Below are 23,726 nucleotides of genomic sequence, written 5' to 3'. Positions count from 1 at the left end.
TGAGGTGTCCACTGGGGAGGGAGGGGGGCGGTTAGGCTCGCAGCGGCTCGCAGCGGCTCGCGGTGGGCGGGTGGTGGATGCGTGCGGGGGAGTGAGCGTGGATCACGAGATGACGCAGGAGATGCCGATGACGCCGGATGCGATGGCTGGCGGTCGTACGGACATCTCGGACGAGGTGGTGGAGAAGATCGCGGTGGCCGCGACGAAGTCGGTGCCGGGTGTGGTCGAGTTGGGCGGGGACATCGCCCGGTTCTTCAACGCGGTGCTCGATCGGGTGGGGCTCGACCAGGTGGGTGACGCCCGTCGGGGCTGCTCGGCGCACGTCACAAATGGTGCGGCCGTGGTCAACCTGGTCATCGTGACCGACGCGGGGCATCCGGTGCCCGAGGTGAGCACGGCGGTGCGGGCCGCGGTGACCCGGGCGATCGAGGCGTACGGGCTGCGGGTCGACGAGATCAACATTCGGGTGGACGACGTGGCCATCGGGGGTCCCGCGAGCTGAGCGTGCGGTTACCGTCCGGTACGAACTTCCTTATCGATCGTTCAGGAAGAGTTCTACACTCGACGTGCAGTCTTCAAGGACTCGAGGAGGAGCCCGGAGATGAACGCCGACGAGATCGCTGCCGGACGGGCCCGCTGGCAGGCCCGCTACGACGCCGCGCGCAAGCGGGACGCGGACTTCACCACACTCTCCGGGATCCCTGTCGAGCCGGTCTACGGCCCGCCGGAGGGGGTCGCGTACCCGGGGTTCGACCGGATCGGCTGGCCGGGCGAGTTCCCGTACACCCGGGGTTTGTATCCGACCGGCTATCGGGGACGGACCTGGACCATCCGGCAGTTCGCCGGGTTCGGTAACGCCCGGCAGACCAACGAGCGCTACAAGATGATCCTCGGCGCCGGTGGCGGTGGCCTGTCGGTCGCCTTCGACATGCCCACCCTGATGGGCCGCGACTCCGACGACCCGCAGTCGCTCGGCGAGGTCGGCCACTGCGGGGTGGCGGTGGACAGCGCCACCGACATGGAGGTGCTCTTCGACGGCATCGACCTGGCCGCGGTCACCACCAGCATGACGATCTCCGGGCCGGCGGTGCCGGTGTTCTGCATGTACCTGGTCGCCGCCGAGCGGCAGGGCGCCGATCTGTCCACACTCGACGGTACGTTGCAGACCGACATCTTCAAGGAGTACATCGCGCAGAAGGAGTGGCTGTTCGACCCCGAGCCGCACCTGCGCCTGATCGGTGACCTGATGGAGTACTGCGCGACCGAGATCCCGCGCTACAAGCCGCTGTCGGTCTCCGGCTACCACATCCGCGAGGCCGGCTCGACCGCCGCGCAGGAGTTGGCGTACACCCTCGCCGACGGTTTCGGCTATGTCGAGCTGGGCCTCTCGCGCGGGCTTGACGTCAACGTCTTCGCCCCGGGGCTGAGCTTCTTCTTCGACTCGCACGTCGACTTCTTCGAGGAGATCGCCAAGTTCCGCGCCGCCCGCCGGATCTGGGCCCGCTGGCTGCGCGACGTCTACGGCGCGACCAGCGAGAAGGCACTCTGGCTGCGGTTCCACACGCAGACCGCCGGGGTGTCGCTGACCGCCCAACAGCCGGTCAACAACGTCGTACGCACCGCCGTGGAGGCGCTCGCCGCGGTGCTCGGCGGCACCAACTCGCTGCACACCAACGCACTCGACGAGACGCTCGCCCTGCCCACCGACGAATCCGCCGAGATCGCCCTGCGTACCCAGCAGGTGCTGATGGAGGAGACCGGGGTGACGAACGTGGCCGACCCGCTCGGCGGATCGTGGTACGTCGAGGCGCTCACCGACCGGATCGAGGCCGAGGCGGAGGAGATCTTCGCCCGGATCCGGGCGCTGGGCGGCGAGGGTCCGCACGCCATCGGCCCGATGACCTCCGGCATCCTGCGCGGCATCGAGGACGGCTGGTTCACCGGGCACATCGCCGAGTCGGCGTTCGTCTACCAGCAGGCGCTGGAGAAGGGCGACAAGAAGATCGTCGGCGTCAACTGCCACACCGGCACGATCGCCAAGGACCTGGAGATCCTGCGCATCTCGCACGAGGTGGAGGTGGAGCAGCGCCGGGCGCTGGCCGAACGCAAGACCGGCCGGGACGACGCGGCGGTGCGCGCGGCGGTGGAGAAGATGGTGGCGGTGAGCCGTACCGGGGAGAACATGATCCCCGCGATGCTCGACGCCGTACGCGCCGAAGCCACCCTCGGCGAGATCTGTGACGCGCTGCGGGCGGAATGGGGCGTTTACCGCGAGCCTGCCCGGTTCTGACCCAGGCTCGAAAAGTGCGGCTGGGCAGGGGTGACAGTGGCAACTGTCTCCGGCCACGGTTGATCTGAGTTCCGCGCCTCGCGTGCGAGACTAGGTAACCATGAGCGACCCACGGATCACCTCGTCGATCTTTACCCGCGGCGCGGTCGACCTCAGCGCGCTGCGCACCCCCGCCCCCAGCCCCGCCCCGGCACAGGCCGGTCCCCCCGCCGCCGCACCCGGTGGTTCCGTCGGTGGGGCGGCCGTCATCGACGTGACCGAGGCGAACATCCAGTCCGCAGTGCTCGAACGTTCGCTCACCACACCGGTCGTGGTCTTCTTCGGGGCCGCCGGCTATCCGGAGAGCGACCAGTTCGCGCCGGTGCTGGAGCGGCTGGCCGCCGAGGGGGGCGGCACGTGGCTCCTGGCCCGGGTCGACGTGCAGCAGCAGCCCCGGCTCGCGCAGATGTTCCAGCTTCAGGCGCTGCCGACCACGTACGCGATCGTCGGCGGACGGCCGGTCGACGCCTTCCCGGGTGTGGTGCCCGAGCCGCAGTTGCGCCAGTGGATCCAGGCGGTCCTGAAGGCCGGCGGCGTCTCCGTGGCCGAGCCGGAGGACCCCCGACTCGACGCGGCCGACGACGCCCTGATGGACGGCGACCTGGACGCCGCCGAGCAGGCGTACCGCAAGATCCTGGCCGAGACCCCGAACGACGCTGCGGCGGAGGCGGGCCTGGCCCAGGTCGGTCTCGCCCGCCGGGTCTCCGGCGCCGACCCGCAGACCGCGCTCGCCGCCGCGGCGGCCAGCCCCGACGATGTCGACGCCCAGCTGCTGGCCGCCGACATCGAGGTGCTCAGCGGCCAGGCCGAGCAGGCATACCAGCGTCTCGTCGGGCTGGTCCGGCGCACCGCCGGTGAAGACCGGGAAAAGGTACGCCAGCACCTGGTCGGCCTGTTCACCATCGCCGGCCCGGAAGACCCGACGGTCGCCTCGGCCCGTCGAGCCCTGGCCAGCGCCCTGTTCTGACCCTCCAGCCACCGCCACCGCCAGCGCGGGCCGGCACACGCCGGCCCGCCCCGACACCCACAAGGACGGGAGCCCAGGTGAGCGCGAGGAGTGAGCTTGCGAGCCCCGCAGTCGTGAACGAAAGGTGGGTCTGGTGAGCGCGAGGAGTGAGCTTGCGAGCCCCGCAGTCGTGAACGAAAGGTGGGTCTGGTGAGCGCGAGGAGTGAGCTTGCGAGCCCCGCAGTCGTGAACGAAAGGTGGGTCTGGTGAGCGCGAGGAGTGAGCTTGCGAGCCCCGCAGTCGTGAACGACAGCGGCCCATGATGCGCCGGATCGCCGTCCTCGATGCGCCGAGCAACCTCGGCCTGCGCCCACCCACGGTCACCTCGGTCCCGGGCTGCGGGAAGGCGCCGGGCGCGCTACGTGACCAGGGCCTGCTGCCCCGGCTACGGGCCCGCGACGCCGGCTGCCTGACCTCGCCGCGCTACGACGCCGGTGACTGGCGACCGGGCGACGGGGTGTGCCACGCGCGGGAGATCGCCGACTACTCGGCGGCGCTTGCCGACCGGGTCGGCGCGATCATCGACCGGGGCGAGTTCCCGCTGGTCCTTGGCGGCGACTGTTCGATCCTGCTCGGTTCGGCACTGGCCATGCACCGCCTCGGCGAGGAGGTCGGCGGCCGGATCGGCCTGATCTACGTGGACGGCCACTCCGACTTCCGGCACCCCGGCAACGCCTCCTACGTCGGGGCGGCAGCCGGTGAGAGCCTCGCCCTGGTCACCGGGCGGGGGCAGGCCGACCTGGCGGCCATCGAGGGGCGACGCCCCTATTTTCGCGACATCGACGTGGTGGTGCTCGGCATCCGGGCCCAGGACGAGTACCGGCTCGACCTTCAGGCCGCCGGGATCGTCACCCGTCCGGTGCCGGCGCTGCGTGCCGAGGGCGCGGCGCGGACCGCCCAGTGGGCGCACGAGCAACTGGCCGACTGCGTCGGCTACTGGGTGCACGTCGATGTGGACGTACTCGATCCGGCCGTGATGCCGGCGGTCGACGCTCCCGACGCGGGCGGCATCGCCTTCGCCGAGCTGGAGATCCTCCTCGCTGGCCTGGTCGACACCCCGCACTGCCTCGGCGTCGAGTTGACCGTTTTCGACCCCGACTACGACCGGGACGGCGCGTACGCCGCCGAGATCGTCAACACCGTGGTGGCGGGTCTGCGCCCGGTCACCGCGCCCGCGCCGTTGCTGACCCGGTCGAGCACCGACCGGACGGCACCCGCTCCCCGCCGGACCGCCGACCGCGCGTCGGGCCGAGCCGACCGTGCAGGCCTGAGCGCCCACCCGGACCTGGCCGATCGCGCGGATCTGGCCGATCGCGCGGATCTGGCCGATCGCGCGGATCTGGCTGACCGCGCAGATCTGGGCGCTCGTGGGGATCTGGTTGCCCTTGGGGACCTGGATGGGCGCGCCTATCTCGCCGACGCTGCGGATCTGGCCGACCGTGGGGATCTTGGTGACCGTGCGGACGAGGCCGTACGTGCGGCGGGCGCTGTCGCTGCGCCGGATCGACGCGACACCGACTTCTCCGCCGGCCCGGGGTCCTTGCGTCGGTCAGCGGCGGAGGAGGGGTCGGCTGGTCCGGTGTCCTTGCGCCGGACGGCGGTGGACGACCAGGCCGGGCCGGCTGCGGACGGTCCGCGCCCGGTGGCCACGGATTCGACTGATGGTCCGCGCGTGGCCGGTGGTCTGCGTCTGGTGGCCGCCGATCCGATTGGTGATCTGCACGCGGCCGGTGGTCTGCGCCCGGTGGTCGCCGAGCCGCCTGCCGCCCTCGCCAGCTCGACCGACCCGGATGCCCCGGCCGACGGACCCGCCTGACCCGGCTGCCTGGCCGACCCGGATGCCCCGGCCGACGGTCCTGCCTGACCAGCTGGTCTTGGCTGATCGGGCTGCTCCGGCCGACGGGCCCGGCTGGTCCGGTTGTCTTGGCTGATCGGGCTGCTTCGGCCGACGGTCCCGGCTAACCGGGTTGCCTTGGCCGACCCGGATCCTCCGGCCGTCGGGCCCGGCTGGCCGGGTTGTCTTGGCTGGTCGCCCCGGCCGACGGCGGGGATGACCCGGCCGAGCCGGATGAGATCGGTGGCGGAGCCGGTCAGGGCGGTGAACCCGATGATCGACACCGTTACGGCGGAATGGCGGTGATCCGGGTGCTTTGATCACGCCATTCCGCCGTAACGGAGTTGATCAGGACAGCGCCGCTCGGCGATCAGGACAGCGCCGCTCGGCGATCAGGACAGCGGGCAGCGTTCGGTGGTCAGGGGAGGGCGCGTAGGAAGCGTTCGGCGATGGGGACGGCGGTGGCGCTGCCGGAGCCGCCCTTCTCGACGAAGACGGCGAAGGCGATGTCGCCCTGCCAGCCGATGAACCAGGCGTGCGTGTTCTTCGGGTTGTTGTCGTACTCGGCGGTGCCGGTCTTGCCGTGCACCGGCTCGCCCGGTACGTCCTTCAGGGCCGTCCCGGTGCCGTCGGTGATCACCGCTCGCATCATCTCGCGGACGGCCGTGACCGCCTCGGGCTTCAGCTCCGGGCCGGGCTCGCCGGCCGGCTCCGGTGCCGGGTCGAGGACCAGCTTGGGCGGAGTGAAGGCGCCCTTGGCCACTGCCGCGGTCGCCGCCGCCATGGCCAGCGGGCTGACCACCGTGGTGCCCTGCCCGATCGCGGCGGCAGCCTGCTCGGTGGCACCACCGCCGGCCGACACCTTTCCGGTGAACGCGTCGAGGCCCACCTGCCACTGGCCTTCCAGGCCGAGGTTCCGGCCGGTGGCGGCGAGCCCGTCGGCACCGAGTTGCGGGGCCAGGGCGGCGAAGGCCGTGTTGCAGGACTTGGCGAAGTTGGTGCGGAACGGCACCTCGCCGAGCTCGAAGTTGTTGGAGTTCTTGAACGAGCGGCCGTCGACGACGAGGGTCTTCGGGCAGTCCACGTCGGTGTCCGGGGTGACCGCGTCGCGTTCGACCAGGCCGAGGGCGCTGACCATCTTGAACGTGGAGCCCGGCGGCACCTGCGCGGTGAAGGCCAGGTTCTCTCCCGCGGCGCCGGGGCCGTTGGCGGCGGCCAGGACCGCGCCGTCGCTGATTCGTACGGCGACCAGGGCGGAGCGGCGTCGCTCGGCTCGTAGCGCCTGGTCGGCCGCCTTCTGGGTGGCGACGTCGAGGGTCGTCCTGACGGGCTTGCCGGGCTGCGGCTCGCGTTGGAACACCTCGGTGCCGGTGGGCTCCAGCGTCCCGTCCTGCAGCGGCCGCTTGATGATCACGGTGAGCCCGGGTGCGCCGCGCAGGTGTTCGTCCCAGCGGCCCTGCAATCCGCCGTGGCCGACCAGGTCGCCGGGGGCGTACCGGTCGGGGTTTTTGGCCAGGTCTTCGGCGTGCGCGGGGTCGACCGTGCCGAGCACCGCCCGGGCGAACTCCCGGGTCGGTGCGAGGTCGAGCTTGTCGCTCTGGAACTTCGTCCCGGGCAGGTCGTAGATCCGTGACCGGATCTGCCGGTACGCCTCGTCGCGCAGGGTGACCACCTCGACGAACGCGTCCGGTTTCGCCTCGTTCAGCCGCTTGGGCAGATCCGACAGGTCCACGGGCGGGGTGATCGCCGGGCGGATCGCGCGGAAGGCGGCGTCCAGCTCGCGGGTCATGGCCTTGACGTCGGTGACCTCGCTGGGTTGCAGCCCGACCCGGACCACGTCGCGCGGCGCCACGATCGGTTCGCCGGCGGCGTCGAGCACGGTGGCCCGGGGGGCCCGCACCCGTTGCAGTCCCAGTCGGTCACCGCGGGTGAGCTGCTCCTGGACGATCTGTGGCTCCCAGATCACCTGCCACTGGTCGTCGCGACCCTGGGTGAGTCGCACCGGCCGGTCGTACGCCCAGCTCGTCTCGTCCGGCAGCGTCCACTCCAACCGCACCGTCGCGGTGGCGGTGGCCTGGACCACTGACGGGTCGCCCTGCCGGGTCAGCGTGAGCGGGGCGTCGACCAACTCGCCGGACAGCTCCCGGATCTCCTGGGCGACGGTGGCGGCGGGCACCTTCGCGCCGGTCGGGTCGACGAAGCCGATCGTGTTCAGGTCGCCGGTACGCCACCCGTTGAGGAAGGCGTCGACGGTGCGTTCCGGGCCGTCCTCGCCGGAGCAGGCGACCAGGCCGGCCGAGGCGACGAGACCGGCGACCATGGCGGCGAGACGTGACCAATTGTGGCGTTGTCGGTGCGAGCGGTGCATCAGCGCTGGTTCCTCCTGGTCAGGCTGCACTGCACGGTAGTACGTCCGGGCAGCCCGCACTGACCCGGTCGGCCGGGGTCTGGCGAAAAGACAGGCCGGTGACGATGTGATGAACAACATGAGCTGGGGTACTCCTGACCCGGCCGAACCTCGTACCGCAACGGGTGAAAGGACGACCGTCCGAGATCCGGAAGGCCGGTCATAGGTCCGCCGACGGATGAACCGGTCGGTCGGCCTAGGCTTGGCGGAAGAGTGACCCACAACGCGGTGGGTCGAGGGGAGTGGCACCGATGGACCGGCGTCCGGCGATCAAACCGGGACCCGACCTCCGGCAGGCTGACACCAGCCGGGACGACAGCTTCGACACGGCAACCGACGGAGACGGCTACGGCCGCCTCGATTCAGGAACGACCGGCATGACCGGTTCGAGTATCGACACCCTCTACGACTTGGGTCTGCCACCAGAGGCGTTGGCAGGCGACGTGGAGGACGCCGAGCTCGACGAGCCGGTACCCAACGCCGAGCGACTGGTGGCGCAGGCGGTCGCACTGGCCGGCGACGACCATGACGCGGCGACCCTGGTGGGGCGTTTCTGGCGGTTCGCGCCGGACGAGGAGCTGATCGGCTTCACCGCCGAGGAGATGCTCGAAGCCGCCCGGGCGCACCGGGAGTTGGCCGAGCAGCGGGTGCCGGGCGAGCTGAAGCTGCGGATCCACTCACCCGATGCGGAGCAGCACCACAGCGTCATCGAGATCGTCACCGACGACATGCCGTTCCTGGTCGACTCGGTGACCGCGCTGCTCAACAGCCACCACCTGGACGTGCACCTGCTGGTGCACCCGCTGGTGGTGGTGCGCCGTGAGCCGCTGGGCCGGCTGATCGAGGTGGCCGCCGACGTGGAACCGGACGACGCGATCGCCGGTGACCTGGTCGAGAGCTGGATGCACATCGAGGTCGACCCGGTCCGTGATCCGGCGGAGCGGGACAAGCTGCGCCGCGAGTTGCAGCGGGTGCTGACCGATGTGCGGGAGGCCGTCGAGGACTGGCCGAAGATGCGCCAGCAGGCCCTCTCCCTCGCCGACGACCTGGCCGCCGCGCGGACCAGCGACAACCGGCCACCGGTGCCGGAGAAGGACATCACCGACTCGGTGGAGTTGCTGCGCTGGCTGGCGCACGACCACTTCACCTTCCTGGGGTACCGGGAGTACCGGTTGGTGCCGGACTCGGACAAGGGCGGGCCGGCCCTGGAGGCCGTGCTCGGCACCGGGCTGGGCATCCTGCGGCAGGACTCGCCGGAGGCGCGGGCGCTGTCGTCGATGACCCAGGAGGCACACGAGAAGGTCACCGAGAAACGCCTGCTGATCATCACGAAGGCGAACTCGCGGGCCACCGTGCACCGCTCGGCGTACCTGGACTACATCGGTTTCAAGATCTTCGACGACAACGGCGAGGTGGTGGGGGAGCGGCGGTTCCTGGGCCTGTTCTCCACCGCCGCGTACCGGACCAGCGTGCAGGAACTGCCGGTGGTCCGCCGTAAGGTCGCCGAGGTGCTGGACCGCTCCGGCCTGAGCCAGCGCAGCCACTCCGGCAAGGACCTGCTCCAGATCCTGGAGACGTACCCGCGCGACGAGCTGTTCCAGATCAAGACCGACGACCTGTACCACGCGGTGATCGGTGTGCTGCGGATGGCCGGTCGCCGGCAGCTGCGGGTGTTCCTGCGCCGCGACGCGTACGGGCGGTTCATCTCCTGCCTGATCTACCTGCCCCGGGACCGGTTCACCACGCAGAACCGGCTGCGCATGCAGGACATCCTGCTGCGCGAACTCAACGGTGTCGGGGTGGACTACACCACCCGGGTCACCGAGTCGATGCTGGCTCGGGTGCACTTCATCGTGCGTACCGACCCGGGCAACCCGCCCGGGGAGATCGACGCCGACCTGCTGGCCGAGGAACTGGCCGACGCCACCCGGCTGTGGGACGACGACTATCGGCTGGTGTTGGAGCGCAAGCTCGGTGACGAGCAGGCCAAGCACCTGTTCGTCAGGTACGCCGACGCGTTCCCGGAGGGCTACAAGGACGGGCACACGCCGTACGAGGCGATGAAGGATCTGGCGAAGCTGGAGCTGCTGGAGGAGCCCGGCCAGCTGGAGATGCACCTGTTCCGCAAGCAGCCGCTGCCGCGTGCGGTCGCCCGGGGAGCGGACGTCGACGAGTCGATGGACGTCCGGTTCAAGGTCTACCGGTACGGCGAGCCGATGATGCTCTCGGCGGTGCTGCCGGTGCTGCACTCCCTCGGCGTACGGGTGGTCGACGAGCACCCGTACGAGGTGGAACGCGTCGACGGCCGGATCTGGCTGTACGACTTCGGGCTGCGACTGCCCGAGGGCCACCAGGACCTGGCCGAGGTGCGCCCGCACGTGGAGAACGCCTTCGCGGCGGCGTGGCGGGGCGAGGCCGAGGTGGACGGCTTCAACGAGCTGGTGCTGCACGCCGGGCTCACCTGGCGGCAGGTCGTGGTGCTGCGGGCGTACGCGAAGTACCTGCGGCAGACCGGCACCGTCTTCTCCCAGGACTACATGGAGTCGACGTTCATCGCGTACCCGCATCTCGCCCGGCTGCTGGTGCAGCTCTTCGAGACCCGGTTCGAGCCGGGCACGCTCACCACCGAGCAGCGCGAGCAGCGCAGCGCGGAGCTGGTCGCCGAGCTGACCTCCGCCCTGGACGACGTGGCAAGCCTCGACCAGGACCGGATCCTGCGGGCCTACCTGACGCTGATCCAGGCCACCCTGCGGACCAGCTTCTACCAGAAGCCGGGCAGCGGGCGTCCGAAGGCGTACGTGGCGTTCAAGCTGGACCCGCAGGCGATCCCGGACCTGCCCGCGCCCCGGCCGAAGTTCGAGGTCTTCGTGTACTCGCCGCGCTTCGAGGGCGTGCACCTGCGGTACGGCCCGGTGGCCCGTGGTGGTCTGCGCTGGTCGGACCGGCGGGAGGACTTCCGCACCGAGGTGCTCGGCCTGGTCAAGGCGCAGATGGTGAAGAACGCCGTGATCGTGCCGGTGGGTGCCAAGGGCGGCTTCGTGCTCAAGCAGAAGCCGGGCGACCGCGACGAGGCGGTGGCCTGCTACAAGGAGTTCGTCGGCGCCCTGCTCGACGTCACCGACAACATCGTGGCCGGTGAGATCGTGCCGCCCGACGACGTGGTTCGGCACGACGGCGACGACCCGTACATGGTGGTGGCGGCAGACAAGGGCACGGCGACCTTCTCCGACATCGCCAACGAGGTCTCCGTCGCGCACAAGTTCTGGCTGGGTGACGCCTTCGCCTCGGGTGGCTCGGCCGGGTACGACCACAAGAAGATGGGCATCACCGCCCGGGGCGCCTGGGAGTCGGTCAAGCGGCACTTCCGCGAGCTGGGCCACGACACCCAGAGCCAGGACTTCACAGTGGTCGGTGTCGGCGACATGTCCGGTGACGTGTTCGGTAACGGCATGTTGCTGTCGGAGCACATCCGGTTGGTGGCCGCCTTCGACCACCGGCACATCTTCCTGGACCCGGATCCGGACGCGGCGTCGTCGTACGTCGAGCGGAAGCGGCTGTTCGCGCTGGCCCGTTCGACCTGGGAGGATTACAACGCCGAGCTGATCTCGGCCGGCGGTGGGGTCTACTCGCGTACGGCGAAGTCGGTGCCGATCTCGCCGCAGGTGCGCGCGGTGCTCGGGCTGGACGACGACGTCGAGCAGATGAGCCCGCAGGAGCTGATGAAGGCGATCCTCACCGCACCTGTGGATCTGTTCTGGAACGGCGGCATCGGCACCTACGTCAAGGCGTCCACGCAGAGCAACGCCGAGGTGGGCGACAAGTCCAACGACGCCATCCGGGTCAACGGCAAGGACCTGCGCTGCCGGGTGGTCGGCGAGGGCGGCAACCTGGGCTTCACCCAGCACGGCCGGATCGAGTACGCCCAGACGGGCGGTCGGATCTACACCGACTTCATCGACAACGCGGCCGGGGTGGACTGCTCCGACCACGAGGTGAACATCAAGATCCTGTTGAACACCGCGGTCGCCGACGGCGAACTGACAGTTCCCGAGCGGGACGAGCTGCTCGCCGCGATGACCGACGAGGTCGGCCAGCTGGTGTTGCGGGACAACTACGACCAGGCCCGGGCGATCAACAACTCGCAGGCGCAGGCCGCCTCACTGTTGCCGGTGCACCGCCGGATGATCACCGAGCTGGAGCGGTCCGGCACGTTGAACCGGGCGCTGGAGGCGCTGCCGTCGGACGAGGAACTGGCGGTACGCACCGAGTCGGGGCTGACCGCTCCGGAGTTCGCGGTGCTGCTCGCGTACGTGAAGATCGCCTTGGAGAAGGAGACCCTCACCGACGGGTTGGCCGACGAGGAGTGGACCAACGAGGTGTTGGTCAACTACTTCCCGACGCCGATGCGTGAGCGGTTCGCCGAGCGGATGGGCCGGCACCGGCTGCGCCGCGACATCGTGACCACCGTACTTGTCAACGAGGCGGTCAACCGGGGTGGCATCTCGTTCATCTTCCGGGTGGTCGAGGAGACCGCGGCCCCGGCCGCGGACGTGATCCGGGCGTACGTGGTGGTCCGTGAGGTCTTCGGGCTGCGTGCGCTCTGGGACGCGGTCGAGGCGCTGGACAACAAGGTCGACCCGGAGTTGCAGACCGACGTCTACCTGGACACCCGACGGCTGCTCGACCGGGCGGTGCGGTGGCTGGTGACCAACCGCCGGTCGCCGATCGACGTGCGCGCCGAGATCGATCGGCTGCGTGCCGGGGTGGCCCGGTTGCTGCCGCAGCTGGAGACGCTGTTCTACGGCACCGAACGGGAGGCGATCGCGGCGCACATCGACGCGATGACCGAGCGTGGCCTGCCACGTGAGCTGGCCGAGCAGAGCACCCGTCTGATGTACAGCTTCGGTCTGCTCGACGTGGTGGAGACCGCGGCCGCCTCCGGGCGCGACGTGGGCGAGGTGGCCTCGGTCTACTTCGTGCTCTCCGACCGGTTCCGGGTCGATTCGCTGTTGTCGAAGATCTCGCTGCTGCCCCGCGAGGACCGGTGGCAGACGTTGGCCCGGATGGCGCTGCGCTACGACCTGTACGCCGCGTTGGCCGCGCTGACCGGCGAGGTGCTCGACTCCACGCCGGCCGACCTGCCGCCGCTGGAGCGGGTGCAGCAGTGGGAGCAGTCGAACGCGACCTCGATCCATCGGGCGGAGCGGGCGATGGGCGAGTTCGACGAGTCGCGGGCCGATCTGGCGGCCCTGTCGGTCCTGCTGCGGCAGATCCGGACTCTCGTCCGTACCTCGGCTGCCACCTGATCCGAGAACGACCGACGAACCGTGGCCCGGCGGGAGAACCGCCGGGCCACGGGCCGTTTCGGGGGTCGGTCAGGGGTGGACTGGTCAGGGGTGGGTCGGTCAGGGATGGGTCGGTCAGGGAGTCAGGGAGGCGAAGACGATCACGTTGTCGGGGTAGTCGCCGGTGACCTCGTCGAACTGGCCGCCGCAGGTGATCACCCGTAGACCGGGCCGGTCGTTGGGGCCGTACACCTGCTCGGTGGGAAAGGCGTCCTTCGGGTGGGAGACGACCGAGTCCACCTGGAAGCTGGCGGGCCTGCCGTCGGCTCGGGCGACGGTGATGGTGTCGCCGGGTTGCAGGGCGCCGAGGGAGAAGAAGACGGCGGGTCCGATGGCGGCCGAGTCGACGTGGCCGACAATTACCGCGTTGCCCACCTCGCCGGGGCTCGGACCGGGTTCGTACCATCCGGCCAGCAGCGCCTGGTCCAGCGGGGGAACCTGCACCGTGCCGTCGGGATTGGTGCCCAGCGGCATGATCTCCGCCTGAACCCCGATGCGGGGAATGCTGATCGCGGTCGGCGCGGAACGGGGCAACGCGGCCGCCACATGTGCGCCGCCGAGGTCGGCGTCGTCGAACGGGGTGTCGGCCGGCGGGGTGGCTCCCGCCCGTGCCACCGGCTGGGGCGGGCGGACGGTCTCGGCACCCTTCATCGAGGCGCCGATCAGCCCGGACCCCACCATCGCGAGCGCCACGACGACGGCGGCGCCGACGGCGCGCCACGGGTTACCGTGACGGCCGTCGGCCCGCCTCGTCGTCACGTCAGGCCGCGAACTCATCAGTCCGACGGCGACGCAGCAGCACCAGGCCACCCAGGGCCGCCGCGCCGACCAGGCCCGCTCCGGCGGTGGCCATGCTGCGGTCGGTGCCGGCGGTCAGGCCACCGTCACCACCGTCGACCCCACCGTGCGGCAGCACGACCAGCTCGCCCTCGCCGCAGGAACCCTCCAGCTTGTACGTGCCGGGCTTGGCGTCCCTGGCGATCCGGGCCTCGCCGTAGTAGACGAAGTCCTTCTCGTGCTCCCAGCCGTCGCCCTTGCCGTGCTCGCCGCGGTCCTTCCAGTCCGACTCGGACTTCTCGCCGTGCTTGTCGTCCTCGCGGCCCTTCCAGTCGCGTCCGTCCTCCGCGTCCTGGCCGTGCTCGTCGCTCTTCCAGTCGCGCTCCTCGTCGGCGGCCGCGCCTCCGCCGGCACCGGCCTGGGGAGCGTCCTCGCGGCCCTGCCACTCGCCGCCCTCCTCGCCGGACTTCCAGTCGCCGCCGCGGTCTTCACCGCCCTTCCAGTCCTTGCCGTCCTCGCCACCGTGCCACTCGCCGCTGTCCTCGCCGGACTTCCAGTCGCCGCTGTCCTCGCCGCGCTGCCAGTCCTTGCCGTCCTTCTCGTGCTCGCGGCCCGGCCAGTCCTTGCCGTCCTTACCGTGTTCGTAGGAGCCGTCCTCGCCGTTCCAGCCGCCGCGGTCCCACTTGCCACCGTCGCGGGCCGGTTCGAGCTTGACCTTGCCGGTGACCTTGGACCAGACAAAGGCGTTCTCCTGCGGCTTCTCGCAGATCTCCACCAGCTTGATCTCTTCGCCCGGCTTCGCGGCGTGCGGCTTGGCGAAGACCTTGCCCTCGTTCTCGTGCGGCTGGCCGTCGGCGAACGCGACCCCCGGCGCGAACACCAGCAGGGAGGCGCCGCCGAGGGCAGCCCCCGCCACGACCTTCCCGAGCATCTTCTTAGCCATGACCTGTGTCACTCCATCCCTGATTGTCCTGCGGCCGGTTGCAACCGAGCCAGAACCGACGTTAGACCGTTTCATGACTTATGCAGGGAAAGATTCGTGTTTTGGCATTAGTTCCGGTAGTGGGGCCACCCGATGGGTTGGTGCCGGGGAAGTGGGGCTGCCCCGAACTCGTCCCTGGTGTCGCTGCCTCAGGTGGTGTTCGCGCATGCAGGGGGAGTTGGGCCGGTTGTCCGCTAGGCTCCGGAAGTATCGAGCCATTGCCATGGAAGCGCTCCCATGCAAGAATCGCTCCACGCGGTGAGCGGAGCCACACCGCGCAGGCAGGGAGTCGAGGGCAACCGGTCACACCGGACGACCACCCGCTGAGGCGACCGGGTCAGCCCCCGGTTGCCGCACCACCACCAACGCCCGTCCGGGTCGGGCGCTTTCACAAGAATCCCGTTGGCACCGGCGGTCGCCCGCGCAGGGCGCCCTGGGGCCACGTGCCGGGCCGTACGCGGATCCGGTCTCGCCCAAGGAGATCAGTGGCATGAATCTGTGGAGAAAACTGTCCGGCCCTCGCCGGGCCGTCGCGCTGGCCGGCGCGAGCGCGCTGGTCGCGGGCGGTTTGGTGACGCTGCCGGTCTCGGCTGCGTACGCGGCGACGCAGTGCGACGTGGCCTACACGACCAACGACTGGCCGGGCGGATTCACCGCCAACATCACGATCAGGAACATCGGCGACCCGATCAACGGGTGGACCCTGGGCTTCACCTTCCCCGACGGCAACCAGCGGGTGCAGAACGGCTGGTCGGCCCGGTGGTCCCAGTCGGGCCGGAACGTGACCGCGCAGAACGAGTCCTACAACGGGAACCTCTCCACCGGCGGCACCGCCAGCATCGGCTTCAACGGTGCGTGGAGCGGTAGCAACCCGCGTCCGACCTCGTTCACGATCAACGGCGTGGCCTGCAACGGTGGCACCCCGCCGCCCACCAGCCCGCCGCCCCCCGGCACCAAGGTGGACAACCCGTACCTGAACGCCAAGGGCTACGTGAACCCGGAGTGGAAGGCCAGGGCCGAGTCGGTTCCCGGCGGCAACCGGGTGTCCAACATCTCGACCGCCGTCTGGATCGACCGGATCGCGGCCATCGAGGGTACCGAGGACAGCCAGTCCAACGGCCCGATGGGCGTTCGGGACCACCTGGACGAGGCCGTGCGCCAGGGTGCCGACTACATCCAGTTCGTGATCTACAACCTCCCCGGCCGTGACTGCGCGGCGCTCGCCTCCAACGGTGAGCTGGGGCCGAACGAGCTGCCCAAGTACAAGGCCGAGTACATCGACCCGATCGCGGCGATCATGCGCGACACCAAGTACAGCAACCTGCGGATCATCAACGTCATCGAGGTCGACTCGCTGCCGAACCTGGTGACCAACACCTCGAACAACCCGGGTGGCACGGTCATGTGCGACACGGTGAAGGCCAACGGCGCCTACGTGAACGGTGTCGGTTACGCCCTGGCCACCCTGGGCTCGATCCCGAACGTCTACAACTACGTCGACGCCGGGCACCACGGCTGGCTCGGCTGGGACAGCAACTTCACCCCGAGCGCCCAGGTCCTGAAGCAGGCCGCCACCGCCTCCGGCAGCACCGTCAACCACGTGCACGGGTTCATCACCAACACCGCGAACTACTCCGCGCTGATCGAGCCGTACGCGAAGGTCGACGCCACGGTGAACGGGCAGACGGTCCGGCAGGCCAAGTGGATCGACTGGAACTGGTACAACGACGAGCAGAGCTTCGCTCAGGCCTTCCGGCAGGAGCTGGTCCGCCAGGGCTTCCCGAGCAACATCGGCATGCTGATCGACACCTCCCGCAACGGCTGGGGCGGCCCGAACCGGCCCACCGCCGCGGGTCCGACGACCAGCGTGGACGCCTTCATCGACGGCGGCCGGGTCGACCGTCGTATCCACAAGGGCAACTGGTGCAACCAGGCTGGTGCCGGTATGGGCGAGCGCCCGAAGGCCGCGCCGGCGACCGGTATCGACGCGTACGTCTGGGCCAAGCCCCCGGGCGAGTCGGACGGCTCCAGCCGCGAGATCCCGAACAACGACGGCAAGGGCTTCGACCGGATGTGCGACCCGACCTACACCGGTAACGACCGCAACGGCAACAGCCGCAGCGGCGCCCTGCCGGACGCCCCGATCTCGGGCGCCTGGTTCTCGGCGCAGTTCGCCGAGCTCATGGCGAACGCCTACCCGCCGCTGTCCTGACAGTCAGGCACACCCGCCGCCAGCGGTAGGTGAGGCACTGCGGCGGCAGGTTACCCGGGCCCCTGGTCCGACCGCACCGGTCGGACCAGGGGCCCACCCCTGTGCACGGCGAGGAATCCCCGCCGCGGGGTGAGGTCAGGGCACGGTCTTCTCGACCGCCGCCCGACCGGTCTCGGCCAGCTCCCGCCGCGCCCGCTCGATGTTCTCCGCGGTGGGATCCTGGCCCCGGGCCACCACCAGATCCTCGGGATCCCAGGGCTGTTCCGCGCCGGTGCGGATGTTGTCCGGAGCGGCGCCGGTGCCGGTGCCGGTGGCACCCGTTCCGGCGGCGTACGGATCACCGATGATCTCGTCGGTCGATTCGCCCCGGTCGGCCTGCTCGCCCGGTTCGGTGAACACCGGGGTGTCCGAGTCGGGACCGCCCCCGGTCATCAGCTGGGGCACCCCGGAGTCGTCGTCGACCGCCGCGGCCACCTCGGGGCGCTCCTCCAGCGGCCGTTCCCGCCCACGCTCGGTCATCGTTGCCGCCCTCCTGTCCGCAGCCACATCAACCTGGCCCCCATCGGGGTACCCGCCAGGTGGGACGACATGCCTCACCACCGGGCCGGCTCGGGGCACGGGACAGCCGTGGGCGGCGCGCACAGCGCGCCGCCGGGGTGGCACAGCAAACGGCGGACGCCTGCTTCCGCAGGACGCCCGCCGCTCGTGGTGGTCAGCGACCGAGAACCCGGTCCAGGAAGTCGCGGTACTCGCGTACGGCCACCCGCAACTGCTCGGTGTCCGTGGCACCGGCCTCCTGCCAGCTGCCGAGCTTCTCCTTGTGCTGGGTCAACGCGGTCGACAACGCCTGCATGGCCTCGTCGACCAGGGTCTGGGCCTCACCGGCCGCGGCCCGGGGGTCGTCGACGAAACGCAGCTGGACGTCGCGCCAGCGGTCCCGGAAACCCTGGGCCGTCGTGTCGTCGAAGAGCGTCGCCGCTCCGGCCGGTACGGCGGCGCTGGACCCGTTGGCGGTGTCCGCGACACCGGTCGCCGGCTGCGCGTCCGGGTCGACCATCGCCGGCGTGGCGCTGCCGTAGCCGGCCCCGCCGGCCGCCGCAGCCGCGGTGTCGGTCCCCGGTCCCGCCGTCCGGTCGTCGTCGAGGGTGTCGGTCAGCGCGGCACGGTCCTCGTCGTCCTCGTCGAACCGGTCCCCGTCGACCTCGTCGGAGCGGTCGGCCCGATGCGTCCCCGCGTCACGGGCGACATCGTCCGCCTCCGTCACCTCGGCCGGGTCGATCTCGTCGTGCCGTCCACCGAACTCGGCCGTGGGGTCGGCACGCAGCCCTTCGCGCTCGCCGTCGACGGCACCGTCGCCGGGCCGGGCGGTGCGCTCCGCACGCGGGTCGGGCTTGTCCTCCGGCCGGGGGTTCGCCAGCGCGGAAGCTGCCACCGCGCCGCCGACCGAGGTGGCGCCGAAGGCCGTCGGCACCGGTCCCGGGTCGTGGAACTCGGCCCGCTCGTCGTCGTCGCCCGGTCGGCCGTCCCACGGCCGGCTCCGGTCCGCACCGGACTCCGTGTGGGCCGCCCGCTCGGTGCCGTCGAACTCGTCGGTGCCGTCGAACTCGTCCGTCACGTGGTCGTCGTCGGTGACCGGCACGGGGGTCGACCGTACGGTCTCGGGGTGGTCGTTGTTGAGCTGCTCTTGCTGCCGCATGGTGGTCTCCTCAGCGGTTGGTGGCGTCGTGGGCGGCGTCGGGCTGGCGCTGTTCCGGGGTCGTCCGTGCCGCAGGCTCCTCCCCGAGCAGGTCGGCGAAGAGGGCGCGGTAGTGGACGACGGCCTGGCGGAGGTCCTCCGTGCTGGCCTCGCCACGGCTGTTGCGCAGGTGGATCTCGTGCGCGTCCCGGTAGTGGCTGAGCGTGCGGGCGTGCTCCACCGACAGGTGCGCGATCTGGTCGGTGAAGTCACCGGTGGGGTAGCCGCGTTCGGCGATCAGCCGGGTGACCAGTTCGTCGGCCTGCCCGACGGTTTCGGCGGGGGAGTCGACGAAGCGGACCTGAAGTTCCTCCCAGGCCTCGGCGTACCGGGCCCGGGCGGTCGGGTCGAGGGGGATCAGTTCGAGTTCGGCGTGCCGGCGCTCGCGTTCGCGCAACTCCCGCTCGGCGGCGCTACGGCTGTCCTGTTCGGCGATGACGTGGTCGTACTCCGGGCCGAAGCGCTGCCGCAGTGCCCGGCGGCGGCCGGCGACCACCAGGGCCGCGGCGACGGCGGCGACGATCAGGATGACGAGGACGGTGACGACTATCTGCGTGGGCGACATGGCTCCTCCTTCGCCTGCAGGTATTCCCTCCGTCCACTGATCGCCAATCCCGTTCCGGAGCACTTTCCTCGCCCACGTCGACCTCTGGCGGCCCCGATGCCGTCGCAGGTTCGCCTATTGCGGCGGAAACGACCGGTTCGGGATGGATTCGGACGGGATGTGCGTCAACCGAACGTTCGTCAACGTACCGGTAGTCTCGACGGACGGTAGTGCGGCGAGCGCGGATTACGTATCCTGCCCAAGGCGCCCGAGCCGGCGTCCCGGCGGACAACTGGGGCGTTCGCGGCAACGGTGCTGCCCGGCCGTGCCGGAGCCCCTCCAGCCACCCTTCCGGGCGAGGTCCGATTGAATACCCGCGACTGGCCGATCCGCTCCAAGCTGACCGCCCTGGTCGTCGTGCCGGTGACCGCACTGCTGGCGCTCTGGATATTCGCGACCACGCTCACCTTCGGCCCGGCGCTCGACCTGCTGGCCGCCCGTACCCTCCTGTACGACCTGGGCCGGCCCGGCGAGACGGTGGTGGCCGAGTTGCAGCGCGAGCGGCGGCTCTCGGTGGTGCAGCTCGCCTCGCCCCGGACCAACCTGTCGGAGTTGCGCGAGCAGCGGGAGCGGACCGACGCGGCAGTGACGCAGCTGCGCCTGCGGGTATCCGGGGAGAAGTTCCGGGACGCCGCCGGTGAGCTGCTCGAAGCGCGGCTGGACCGGCTGCTCGGCAAACTGGAGGCGTTGCCGGCGGGACGGGCGGCGATCGACCGCCGGGAACTGGACCGGATCGGCGCCGTCGGTCTCTACAGCGACCTGGTCTCGGCCGCGTTCCACACCTTCGAGGCCCTGGCCAACCTGCCCGACCACGATCTCAACCGCGAGGCGCGGGCGCTGACCGACCTCGGTCACTCCCGGGAACTGCTCGGGCAGACCGATGCGCTGCTGGCCGGGGCGCTGACCGCCGGCGGGTTCGCCAAGGGCGAGCACACATTGCTCGTGCAGAGCATCGGTAACCAGCGGTTCCTCATCGCGTCGGCGGTGGCCGACCTGCCCGCCCCCGAGCAGGCCGCCTACCAGCGCCTGGCCGAGCAGGACGGGTTCACGCGGCTGCGCACGATGCAGGACGAGCTGATCGCCGCCGGGCCGTCGGGCCGGGTCACCGTGGACGCCCGCGCCTGGCAGTCCGGGTACGACACCGTCCAGCAGTCGTTGCGCGACTTCGAGCTGACCCAGGCGGACGGACTGGCCGACCGCTCGGTGCCGATGGCGGTCAGCATCCTGGCCCGACTGGCCGGCGCCGGGCTGCTCGGCCTGCTCGCCGTGGTGGCGTCGTTGGTGGTGGCGTTGCGGATCGGCCGGTCCCTGGCACAGCGGCTCACGCTGATGCGCGGGCGGCTGAAGGAGACCGCGGAGCAGGGCCTGCCCGACGTGGTGGAGCGGCTGCGCCGGGGTGAACAGGTGGACGTCGCCCGCGAGACACCGGTGGCCGACCAGGGCACCGACGAGATCGGCCAGGTGGCCCAGGCCTTCACCGAGGTGCAGAAGGTCGCCATCCGCGCGGCCCAGGTCGAGGTCACCCTGCGCCGTGGGCTCAACGAGGTCTTCCTGAACATCGCGCGTCGCAGCCAGGGCCTGGTGCACCGTCAACTCGCCCTGCTCGACCGGCTGGAACGCGACGCGGAGGATCCGGACCATCTGGCCGAACTGTTCCGGGTCGACCACCTCGCGACCCGGCTGCGCCGGCACGCGGAGGATCTGGTCATCCTGGCCGGGGCCACGCCAGGGCGCGGCTGGCGTGAACCGGTCGCCATGGTGGATCTGATCCGGGGGGCGATCTCCGAGGTCGAGTCGTACGACCGGGTCGACATCACGGACCTGCAGCCCGCCGGCATGGTGGGCCGGGCGGTCGGCGACATCATCCACCTGCTCGCCGAGCTGATCGAGAACGCGACCGCCTTCTCACCGCCCGAGTCACGGGTGCAGGTCTCCGGTGAGCACGTTCCCCACGGGTACGCGCTCTCCGTCTCCGACCACGGCCTCGGCATGACCGCGGCGGCGATCGAGGAGGCCAACCGCAAGCTGGCCCGGGCACCGGAGTTCGATCCGGCGGAGACCGCCCGACTCGGACTGTTCGTGGTGGCGCGACTCGCCGGCCGGCACGGCATCCGGGTGCGCCTGCGCCGGTCGGACGGGGCGGGGCTGACCGCGGTGGTGCTGATTCCCACCGAGTTGATCACCGCCGAGCCGTCGGCGCTGCCCCCGCTCGACGCGATGGAGGATGGCGACGACGCCAGCCTGGAGCAGCGGCGGCTGGTCCGCGCCACCCGACTCACGACCGTCCCCCGACCACGCACCCGCGCCGGGACGTCCGAGCGTCCGCAGTCCTCCCGCCCATCTGCGAAGCTGGGCGGCCCGAGCCAGGCCTCGACCGTCGGTGCGGCCGAATCCGACGGTCTGCCTCGACGCATCCGACGGCGCCCGGCCGGCTCCACCGCCGACCCGACCGCCTCCAGCGCCACCACCGAGGCGGGGGGACCGACCGCTGAGGTCGCCCTCGGAACCACCTCCAGCGTTGAGCCGGCTGGTTCGGACGTCGAGTCGGCCCGGTCGAGCGTCGGGCCGGCCGGGACCGAGGAAGCCGTGCCTGCGGGCGGCGAGCGGGACCAGGGGCGGACGGTACCGGCCGCGACGGACCGCGGTGGAGTGGTGGACAGCCCGACCGTCCCGCTGCCCGCGTTGACCCGCCGGTCGACCGGTTCGGGGGCACTAGACGGGCCCACCCTGCGGCGGCCCCTGGCGATCCCCGCAAGCAGCGCCGGGCGGCTGGCCGAGCCGACGCCGCGCAGCCCGGAGGAGGCACGTCGGTTCATGTCGGCGTTGCAGTCCGGCACCGCGCAGGGCCGGCTGGCTGCCGCGCGTACGCAGTCGACCGACGGTCGCCCCACGGAGGTCGGCTCCACCGGCCGGGAGGGGCAGGGCGACCCGCCCACCGGGCATCCGTCGGACGAGACCGCCGCAGCGAACCGGGAAACGAGCACCGACGAGGCTGGACCGCCACCCGGCGGACCGGTCACCGTGGAATCCCCGACCGTTACTGAGAGGGACGCCTGATGCAATCGACGAGGCAGAGTGCCAATCTCGACTGGTTGCTCGACGATCTGGTGGAGCGCCTGCCCGCCGCCCGGCGGGCGGTGGTGCTGTCGGCGGATGGCCTGCTGCTCGGTTCCTCCGCCGAACTGGACCGTGCCGACGCTGAGCATCTGTGTGCCCTGGCCTCCGGTCTCGCCAGCCTGGCGCGTGGCGCCAGCCGGCACCTGGCGGGTGGACCGGTCCGGCAGACGGTGGTGGAGATGGAGTCCGCGTACCTGTTCGTGACGGCGGCCGGGCAGGGCGCCTGCCTGGCCGTGGCGTGCGACACGGACGCCGACATCGGGCTTGTCGCGTACGAGATGGCCATGCTGGTGACCCGGGTGGGTGAGAACCTGCAGGCACCGGTCCGCGCGTCGCTGGGTGGCGCCGATGCGGTCTGACTTACCGGGGCACCGACACGAGTGGCTCGACGACGACGCCGGGCCGGTGGTGCGGCCGTACACCCTGACCGGTGGCCGGGTGCGCTCCTGCGCGGACGGATTCGACCTGGTCGCGTACGTGTTGGCCAGCCCGAACCCGGATCTCGGCGCGTACCCGGAACTGCATCCCGAGCACCGGCTGCTTGTGGAACTGGCGGGCCAGGGCACGCCGGTGGTGGAACTCGCCGCCGATTTGGACCTGGCGGTGGGTGTCGTCCGAGTGCTACTTGGTGATCTGCTCACCCGGGGACTTGTCGCCGTGCAACAACCGCCGCGCGCCACGTACCTGCCCGACAACGACATCCTCAAGGCGGTGGTGGATGGACTCCGTGCGTTATGACGCCGAGCGTCAGGGTTCTCGGATTCCGATCGCGCTGAAGATCCTTATCGCCGGTGGCTTCGGCGCCGGCAAGACGACTCTGGTGAGCGCGTTGAGTGAGGTACGGCCGCTGCAGACCGAGGAGATCCTCACCGGGGCAGGCGCCGACACCGACGACCTCTCCGGCGTCGAGGGCAAGTCGACGACCACGGTGGCGATGGACTTCGGACGAATCACCATCAACGACGATCTTCAGCTGTACCTGTTCGGTACGCCGGGACAGGACCGTTTCTGGTTCCTCTGGGACGAGTTGGCCTTCGGGGCGCTGGGCGCGGTGGTGCTCGCCGACACCCGCCGGCTGGCCGACTGCTTCCCCTCGATCGACTACTTCGAGCAGCGGGGTGTGCCGTTCGTGGTCGGGGTCAACTGCTTCGACGGCTCGCAACGGTTCAGCCTGGAGGCCGTACGCCGGGCCCTGGACCTCGACCCGGACGTGCCGATGGTGCTCTGCGACGCCCGGGACCGGCAGTCCGGCAAGGCGGTGCTGATCTCCCTGGTCGAGCACGTGGCCCGGCAGCGGGGCGAGCCGGTGCCGGCGGCGTGACCACCGCGGGCCCGGACCGGCAGGTCTAACCCGGCGGTGTCGGGGGAAGGTTTCTGG

15 protein-coding genes and 1 pseudogene are annotated in these 23,726 nt (G+C 70.9%); 10 read left to right on the top strand and 6 right to left on the bottom strand.

All coding sequences use genetic code 11. From position 1 onward, the window contains the following. Positions 1-97: 97 nt before the first annotated feature. The 4 genes and pseudogenes from C1A38_RS15905 to C1A38_RS31825 all read left to right on the top strand — a co-directional run. On the top strand, positions 98-502 hold the full coding sequence (locus C1A38_RS15905; RefSeq protein WP_102658598.1) for an Asp23/Gls24 family envelope stress response protein: 405 nt from the start codon (positions 98-100) through the stop codon (positions 500-502). A 99-nt stretch (positions 503-601) separates the two neighbouring features. Further along, positions 602-2,290, top strand: a complete 1,689-nt coding sequence (gene icmA / locus C1A38_RS15900; protein ID WP_102658597.1) for a coenzyme B12-dependent isobutyryl-CoA mutase large subunit — start codon at positions 602-604, stop codon at positions 2,288-2,290. 100 nt (positions 2,291-2,390) lie between these two features. Further along, positions 2,391-3,296: a tetratricopeptide repeat protein gene (locus tag C1A38_RS15895; RefSeq protein WP_102658596.1), complete on the top strand. Its 906-nt coding sequence runs from the start codon at positions 2,391-2,393 to the stop codon at positions 3,294-3,296. A 298-nt stretch (positions 3,297-3,594) separates the two neighbouring features. Continuing rightward, a pseudogene (locus C1A38_RS31825) lies at positions 3,595-4,608 on the top strand (arginase family protein); the annotation flags it as partial. 979 nt (positions 4,609-5,587) lie between these two features. On the opposite strand, the gene C1A38_RS15885 reads toward C1A38_RS31825, so the two are convergent. Next, complete coding sequence (locus C1A38_RS15885) at positions 5,588-7,537, bottom strand: penicillin-binding transpeptidase domain-containing protein (protein WP_102658605.1); 1,950 nt, start codon at positions 7,535-7,537, stop codon at positions 5,588-5,590. Positions 7,538-7,827: 290 nt separating this feature from the next. Here C1A38_RS15885 and C1A38_RS15880 point away from each other — a divergent pair, with 290 nt between their 5' ends. After that, positions 7,828-12,882: an NAD-glutamate dehydrogenase gene (locus C1A38_RS15880; protein ID WP_102658594.1), complete on the top strand. Its 5,055-nt coding sequence runs from the start codon at positions 7,828-7,830 to the stop codon at positions 12,880-12,882. A gap of 114 nt (positions 12,883-12,996) precedes the next feature. Here C1A38_RS15880 and C1A38_RS15875 read toward each other — a convergent pair whose 3' ends face one another. Next, positions 12,997-13,680: a class F sortase gene (locus C1A38_RS15875; protein WP_102658593.1), complete on the bottom strand. Its 684-nt coding sequence runs from the start codon at positions 13,678-13,680 to the stop codon at positions 12,997-12,999. A gap of 1 nt (position 13,681) precedes the next feature. Beyond that, a complete protein-coding gene (locus C1A38_RS15870; protein WP_102658592.1) occupies positions 13,682-14,641 on the bottom strand; it encodes a GVDTG sorting domain-containing protein in 960 nt (319 codons plus the stop codon). 529 nt (positions 14,642-15,170) lie between these two features. Between C1A38_RS15870 and C1A38_RS15865 the strand changes: the two genes are divergently transcribed. Next, positions 15,171-16,892, top strand: a complete 1,722-nt coding sequence (locus C1A38_RS15865; RefSeq protein ID WP_102658591.1) for a glycoside hydrolase family 6 protein — start codon at positions 15,171-15,173, stop codon at positions 16,890-16,892. Positions 16,893-17,027: 135 nt separating this feature from the next. On the opposite strand, the gene C1A38_RS15860 is transcribed toward C1A38_RS15865, so the two are convergent. The 3 genes from C1A38_RS15860 to C1A38_RS15850 form a co-directional block, all read right to left on the bottom strand. Then, positions 17,028-17,411, bottom strand: coding sequence for a hypothetical protein (locus tag C1A38_RS15860; protein WP_102658590.1), 384 nt, complete (start codon positions 17,409-17,411; stop codon positions 17,028-17,030). Between the two features lie 193 nt (positions 17,412-17,604). Further along, positions 17,605-18,588 carry a hypothetical protein gene (locus C1A38_RS32615; RefSeq protein ID WP_102658589.1) on the bottom strand — a complete coding sequence of 328 codons (984 nt, stop codon included), beginning with the start codon at positions 18,586-18,588 and terminating at the stop codon, positions 17,605-17,607. Between the two features lie 10 nt (positions 18,589-18,598). Next, complete coding sequence (locus tag C1A38_RS15850; protein ID WP_102658588.1) at positions 18,599-19,192, bottom strand: hypothetical protein; 594 nt, start codon at positions 19,190-19,192, stop codon at positions 18,599-18,601. A gap of 345 nt (positions 19,193-19,537) precedes the next feature. Here C1A38_RS15850 and C1A38_RS15845 point away from each other — a divergent pair, with 345 nt between their 5' ends. The 4 genes from C1A38_RS15845 to C1A38_RS15830 are packed head-to-tail and all read left to right on the top strand — an operon-like array spanning position 19,538 to position 23,669. Further along, positions 19,538-22,288, top strand: coding sequence for a sensor histidine kinase (locus tag C1A38_RS15845; protein ID WP_102658587.1), 2,751 nt, complete (start codon positions 19,538-19,540; stop codon positions 22,286-22,288). After that, entirely contained in the window at positions 22,288-22,707 is a 420-nt protein-coding gene (locus C1A38_RS15840) for a roadblock/LC7 domain-containing protein (protein WP_199180218.1), read from the top strand. The genes C1A38_RS15845 and C1A38_RS15840 overlap by 1 nt, the downstream gene beginning before the upstream one ends. Further along, positions 22,697-23,086 carry a DUF742 domain-containing protein gene (locus C1A38_RS15835; RefSeq protein ID WP_102658604.1) on the top strand — a complete coding sequence of 130 codons (390 nt, stop codon included), beginning with the start codon at positions 22,697-22,699 and terminating at the stop codon, positions 23,084-23,086. Before C1A38_RS15840 ends, C1A38_RS15835 begins: the two co-directional genes overlap by 11 nt. After that, complete coding sequence (locus C1A38_RS15830; RefSeq protein WP_102658585.1) at positions 23,067-23,669, top strand: GTP-binding protein; 603 nt, start codon at positions 23,067-23,069, stop codon at positions 23,667-23,669. Before C1A38_RS15835 ends, C1A38_RS15830 begins: the two co-directional genes overlap by 20 nt. The last annotated feature ends 57 nt before the right edge of the window (positions 23,670-23,726 follow it).

This window comes from Verrucosispora sp. ts21 (genome assembly GCF_002879555.1).
Classification (GTDB): domain Bacteria; phylum Actinomycetota; class Actinomycetes; order Mycobacteriales; family Micromonosporaceae; genus Micromonospora; species Micromonospora gifhornensis.
This window is presented reverse-complemented; position numbering and strand designations above follow the sequence as displayed.